Source organism: Accumulibacter sp. (assembly GCF_032229525.1).
Lineage (GTDB): Bacteria > Pseudomonadota > Gammaproteobacteria > Burkholderiales > Rhodocyclaceae > Accumulibacter.
Window position 1 is genome coordinate 6,056 of record NZ_JAVTWB010000091.1, and the last position, 6,637, is coordinate 12,692.

The 6,637-nt window shown below is 64.5% G+C and carries 3 protein-coding genes; 2 read left to right on the plus strand and 1 reads right to left on the minus strand.

Annotated elements, in window-relative coordinates:
- Positions 1 to 1,103: ABC transporter substrate-binding protein (locus tag RUW20_RS05795; protein ID WP_313951250.1), on the minus strand; the 1,103-nt coding region annotated here is incomplete at its 3' end.
- A gap of 343 nt (positions 1,104 to 1,446) precedes the next feature.
- Between RUW20_RS05795 and RUW20_RS05800 the strand changes: the two genes are divergently transcribed.
- Together RUW20_RS05800 and RUW20_RS05805 are read left to right on the plus strand one after the other, a co-directional pair.
- Positions 1,447 to 4,497 carry a CheR family methyltransferase gene (locus RUW20_RS05800; RefSeq protein WP_313951251.1) on the plus strand — a complete coding sequence of 1,017 codons (3,051 nt, stop codon included), beginning with the start codon at positions 1,447 to 1,449 and terminating at the stop codon, positions 4,495 to 4,497.
- Between the two features lie 200 nt (positions 4,498 to 4,697).
- Positions 4,698 to 6,416: an EAL domain-containing protein gene (locus tag RUW20_RS05805; protein WP_313951254.1), complete on the plus strand. Its 1,719-nt coding sequence runs from the start codon at positions 4,698 to 4,700 to the stop codon at positions 6,414 to 6,416.
- The last annotated feature ends 221 nt before the right edge of the window (positions 6,417 to 6,637 follow it).

Here is a 6,637-nt window from a genome sequence, read left to right on the forward strand (position 1 = left end):
CCCATGAAGGGATTGGCCTGCAGGATCTCGGCATCCTGATACAGCGCGGGGATCGTCGGGTTGAACGAGCCGCGCAGCGCGCGATCCTTCTGCACCGCGGTGCTGGTCATGTACAGCACCAGGTCGGCCGCGGCGGCCGGGTGCTTGGAATACTTCGACACCGCCAGCGATTCGCCGCCCAGCGTCGCCGCGTGGCGCCCCGCCGCGCCGCCCCGGGGCAGGACCGCGACGCCGACCTTGCCACGGATGACGCTGCCATCGGCCTGCGCCAGCGCCCAGGCATACGGCCAGTTGCGCATGAACACCGCATTGCCGGCCTGGAACACGCCGCGCGACTCCTCTTCGGCATAGTTGAGCACCGCCGTCGGCGAGATGCTGCCGACCCACCCAGCCGCCGTCTTCAGCGCCAGCGCGGCACGCGGGTTGCGAATGCCGATCTTGCCATCGACCTCGACGATGGCGCCGCCACCATGGCTCGCCACCCATTCCAGCGCATTGCAGGTCAGGCCTTCGTAGGCACGGCCCTGCCAGACGTAGCCCCACATCCGGTCGTTGCCGGCGGCACGCTCGCCGTCCTGGATCAGGCGCGCGCTGGAAGTGAGTTGGTCCCAGGTGGTCGGCACCGGCTGCCCGTATTTCTGCAGCAGATCGCTGCGATAGAACAGCAGGCCGGCGTTGGCGAACCAGGGCATCGCCACCAGCCGGCCCTGGCTGCTGTTGTTGGCAATGAAACCCGGAAAGTGCTGCGCCTCAGCGCCTTTGGCGTAAGGCCGCAGGTCGAGCAGGTGGCTGCCCAGCAGGCCCGGCCAGATCACGTCCACCTGCAGCACGTCGACCTTGTCCGAGCCCGCCGAGAGCAACTGCTGGTACAGCGCCAGCCGTTCGCTGGCGTCGTTGGGCGGCGTGACGATCTTCAGCGCGTTGCCGGTTTTCTTCGCCCAGGCTTCGGCAGCGCCCTTGCAGAATTCACGCTCCTGGCCGACGCCGGAGCAAGCGATGCTGATGGTGGCCGCGTGCGCAGTGGGCAAGGCGAACAACGAGTCGGCCGGCCAGAAACACAGACAAAGAAGGGCGCGAACGAGGGTGCACGAAGGCAGTTGCATGCGATTTCTCCGGTATTCATCGGCGCCGGCGCGCGGAGGGCGATCAGGCTACGGCCTGGCGACTTTCTACGGGCATTGTAGCCGATGCACCCGAGAGCTCGGACGACGGCGGAATGAACGCACCATGCTACTTGGCTGCTGGCAATGCAAGCTCCTGACAAGGGTGCGGCAATTCGTCGCACCTGAGACCCATTTCGCGTATGCTGGGCGGCGAGCGCCGGATGCTTCATCGATGGTCCGGCCAAAGAATCAAAGGTCTACTGCCAGACTGGCGCCGCTGAACGCTGGATGGTTTCCCCGGATTTGTCCAATCAATGTGTTGCCGACAGGGGAGTGACGGCGCATGCAGAGCAAACAGGCAGCGAAGAAAAAACAGGCCCCGGAGTCGAGCACCACGGACCCGGCGGCAGCGGCCGAAGACGCCGCAAACAGAGCCTTCCCGATCGTCGGGATCGGCGCCTCGGCGGGGGGGCTGGCAGCTTTTGAGGCCTTCTTTTCCGGCATGCCCGGCGAAGGCGATCCCGGCATGGCTTTTGTCCTGGTCCAGCACCTGGCGCCGGACCACAAGAGCATCCTCGCCGACCTGGTCCGGCGTTACACGCGGATGCAGGTCTTTGAGGTCGAGGATGGCATGCCGGTGCGCGCCAACTGCGCCTACATCATCCCGCCCAACCGCAACATGGCTTTTCTCAATGGACGCCTGGAGCTGCTGGAGCACTCCGAGCCGCGCGGCCAGCGCCTGCCGATCGACTTCTTCTTTCGCTCCCTCGCCGCCGACCAGCACGAGTGCGCCATCGGCATCGTGCTCGCCGGTACCGGCAGTGACGGCACGCTGGGCGTGCGGGCGATCAAGGGCGAAGGCGGTATGGTCATGGCCCAGACCCCCGAGTCCACCGAATTCGACGGCATGCCGCGTAGCGCCATCGGCACGGGCCTGGTGGATTGGCAGCTACCACCGGCGGAAATGCCCGCCCAATTGATCGCCTACACCACGCACGCCTTCGGCAAACTGCAGCCTCACCCTCCCGACCAGCACCCCAAGCTCGATGCTGCGCTGATGAAGATCTTCGTCCTGCTGCGCGCACAAACCGGCCACGATTTTTCCCACTACAAGCCGAGCAGCATTCACCGCCGCATCCTGCGCCGCATGCATGTCCATCAGGTCGAAACGCTGGCTGGCTACGTCAGGTTTCTGCAGCAAACCCCGGCCGAGGTGGAATTGCTTTTTCACGACCTGCTGATCGGGGTCACCAACTTCTTCCGCGACCCCGAGGCTTTCCAGCTCCTCGAGGAGCAGATCATCCCCAAGCTGTTTGCGGACCGGCCGACGGACAGCGTGCTTCGCGTCTGGACGGTGGGATGTTCGAGCGGCGAGGAAGCGTATTCCCTGGCCATCCTGCTGCAAGAGCAGATGGAAGCGCTCAAACAGCGTTACACCGTGCAGATCTTTGCCACCGACATTGACCAGCGGGCAATTGCCACCGCACGCGCCGGCCTCTATCCGGCTGGCATCGCCAGTGATGTTTCACCGCAGCGGCTGGCGCGCTTTTTCACCGCCGAGCCAGGTGGCGCCTACCGTATCCACAAGAGCATTCGCGACCTGCTGATCTTCTCCGAGCAAGACCTCATCCGGGATCCGCCCTTCTCCCGGCTCGACCTCGTGACCTGCCGCAACCTGCTGATCTATCTCGACGCGGCGTTGCAGAAGAAACTGGTTCCCCTCTTCCACTACGCCTTGAAGCCGGGCGGTGTGCTGTTCCTCGGCAGCTCCGAAGGCATCGGCGACGCGAGCAGTCTGTTTGCCGTGCTCGACCGCAAAGCAAAGCTGTACGAGCGCACGGAAGACGTGACCGGCATGCAGCGCGCGGCCTTGAGCCGCCTGCTACCGGCCCCGACAGCGCGGCCCCATGGCGCAGCACCGAGCGATCTTCCCGAGAAACGACCCATGCGCGAACTGACCGAACAGGCGCTACTGCGGCATCTTGCCCCGGCCGCCGCCCTGACCAACCGGCAGGGCGACATCCTCTACCTGCACGGGCGCACTGGTGCCTATCTGGAACCGGCCCCGGGTGAAGCGGGCATCAACAACATTGTCAAGATGGCTCGCGAGGGGCTGCGGCTGGAACTGGGCGCAGCGCTGCACCAGGCCAGTAGCCGTCAGGAGTCCGTCCACCTCCCGGGCCTGCGCGTCAAGACCAACGGCCACTTTGCGCGGGTCAAGCTGAGCATCCATCCGCTGGCGACGGATGTGGCCGCGCCAGGCACGTCGCCCATGTACCTGGTCGTTCTTGAGGAAGCGCCGAGCCCTGATCCCGAGACCCAGGCGGCCCTGCCGCTCGCCAGTGGTGCTGGCGATGCCGGCGCCAAGTGGAGCGATGCGGACGCCAACGCGCGGCTGGTCGCAGTCACCGAAGAACTACGGGCGAGGGACGAATACCTGCAGAGCGCGCACGAGGAACTCGAGACCGCAAACGAAGAACTCAAGTCCGCCAACGAGGAAATGCAGTCGGTCAACGAGGAATTGCAGTCGACCAACGAGGAACTGGAGACCTCCAAGGAAGAGCTGCAATCGGTCAACGAGGAACTGGCCACGGTCAACACCGAGTTGCAGACCAAGGTCGCGGACTTGTCGCGGGCCAACAACGACATGAACAACCTGCTTGCCGGGACAGGCATCGCCACGGTCTTTGTGGACCATCAGTTGCGCATTCTGCGCTTCACCCCGACGGCGTCCCAGATCATCAACCTGATCCTCAGCGACGTTGGCCGGCCGGTGGGCCACATCGTCTCCAACCTGATCGGCTGCGATGACCATCTGGTCGACGACCTGCAGGCAGTGCTCGACACCCTGGAGCCCAAGGACGCGCAAGTACAGACCAGGGCCGGCCTGTGGTACATGATGCGCATCCGGCCCTATCGCACCCTGGACAACGTGATCGAGGGCGCGGTCATCACCTTTGTGGACATCACCGAGATGAAGCGCATCGAGGGCGAGCTTGAGAGCGCCAACAAGCTGCTCCGCCTGGCAGCCGTGGTGCGTGATTCCTTCGATGCCGTCACCCTGCAGGACCTCGACGGCCGCACCCTGGCCTGGAACCCGGCTGCCGTGCGCATGTATGGCTGGAGTGAAGCTGAAGCGCTGTCGATGAACGTCAGCGAGCGCATCCCACCGGGCTCGCGCGAGGAGGCCGTGACGCGGCTCGACCCGCTTGGCCGGCCTGAAGTTCCGGAACCGCATCTTGGCCAGCGGCTCACCCGGGGCGGCGCAGTCCTGGACGTCTGGGTCGCCGCCACAGCGCTGGTGGACGAGGCCGGGAAAGTGTATGCCATTGCCACCACCGAGCGGGCGAAAGATCCGACGCGGCCGGCCATCCCCGGTGGAGCCACGAGGTGAGCAGTCGGAAAAAGCGTACCGTTGTCGCAGCGCTGGGCGCGGACAACGAGCAACAGGGGGCAGAACAGGCCCTACGCCGACGGGCGGAGGAGACGCTGCAGGGAAACACCAGCGCGTCCCCGGAAGACCTCGAGGGAATGTCGGCCGAAGCCTTCCAGCAGGCGCTACATGAACTGCATGTTCATCAGATCGAACTGGAAATGCAGAACGAGGAGCTGCGCCGGGCGCAGCTGGAACTGGATGCAGCGCGGGCACGCTATTTCGAGATCTACGACCTGGCTCCGGTCGGCTACTGCACGGTCAGCGCCGTGGGCTTGATCGTCGAAGCCAACCTCACTGTCGCCGCCTTGCTGAATCTCGCCCGCGGCGCGCTGGACCAGCAAAGGCTCAGCCGCTTCATTGTCAGGGAAGACCAGGACATCTTCTACCTGCATCGCAAGCAACTCATGGAAACCGGCCAGGCGCAGGCGTGCGAGCTGCGCCTGCTGCGCCATGACGGCGAGCCATTCTGGGCGCATCTGGAAACAACGACTGCGCTGGAGGCCGATGGCGCAGCGGTACTGCGTGTCGTGATCAGCGACATCAGCCAACGCAAGCAGGCGGAGAAAGAGATCGAGGCTTTGGCCTTCTACGATCAACTGACGCAGTTACCGAACCGCGCGCTGTTGCTGGATCATCTGCAACAGGCCATGACCATGAGTCACCGCACGGGCACTTTCGGTGCGCTGCTGTTCATCGATCTCGATCGCTTCAAGCGGCTGAACGATACTCTGGGTCACGACCAGGGCGACCTGCTGCTGCAGGGCGTCGCGCAACGCCTGGCCGCCAACGTACGTGAGTGCGACACGGTGGCGCGACTGGGCGGCGACGAGTTCGTGGTGTTGCTGACGAGCCTGAGCAAGAACAAGGAAGAGGCCGCCGCGCAGACAAAAATCATCGGCGAAAAGCTGCTTGCCGCCCTCAATCTACCGTATCGGCTGGGAGCGGTTGAACATTGCAGCTCCACCAGCATCGGCGCTGCCCTGTTCCGGGGGCAGGAGCTGTCGATCGACACTTTGATGAAGCACGCCGATCTGGCCATGTACCAGGCCAAGGACAGCGGCCGAAATCGTTTCACTTTTTTCGACCAGGCGATGCAGACCATCGCCCTCGGACACGCTGATCTGGAAGCCAGCATGCGTCGGGCGATCCGCGAAAATCAGTTTGTCCTCCACTATCAGCCACAGGTAGCGAGCGATGGCCGCGTCACCGGAAGTGAGGCGCTGCTGCGCTGGTCGCGTCCCGAGCGAGGCGTGATTCTCCTGGCCGAGTTCATTTCACTGGCTGAACGAACCGGTTTGATCCTGCCCCTGGGCTACTGGGTTCTGGAAACCGCATGCCGTCAGCTGGCCCTCTGGGCGACGCGAGCGGAACTGGCCCACCTGACGCTCGCGGTGAACGTCAGCGCCCGGCAATTCCACGACTCGCACTTTGTCGACCAGGTCCTGGCGATCCTCAGCCGAACCGGAGCAGAACCGGCGCGGCTGACCCTGGAACTCACCGAAAGCCTGCTGGCGGACAACATTGATGAGCTGATCGAAAAGATCTCCACGCTCAAGGCCTGCGGCGTCCGCTTCTCCCTCGACGATTTCGGCACCGGCTATTCCTCGCTGTCTTACCTGAAGCGCCTGCCGCTGGATCAGCTGAAGGTCGACCGATCCTTCGTGCGTGATGTGCTCAGCGAGCCCAACGATGCCGCGATCGCCCGCACCATCGTGGCGTTGGCGCGCAGCCTGGGAATGGGCGTGATCGCCGAAGGGGTCGACAGCAAAGCCCAGCGAGACTTTCTGATCAGCGCCGGCTGCGACGCCCTTCAAGGCTACCTTTTCAGCCCGCCGCTGGCGGTAGAGGACTTCGAGAAGCTGGTCGTGCAGGTCTGAGGCGGCGATTCGAAGCCCCGCCGGCGAACAGGGAAGCGCCGATCCATTGACCGCCGAAGCGCCCGCCACCGTTCACAAGCAGTTTCCTCGCCAACTGACCACAGTCCTGCTCCATCCAGCCCGACTACCGTCCACGGGATAGGGGCAACGCCAACTCGCGTCGGCCTTGCCTCCGCTGCGCCGGAGCCTTCAGGCGATGGCAGGCCCGCACGTTAGAATGC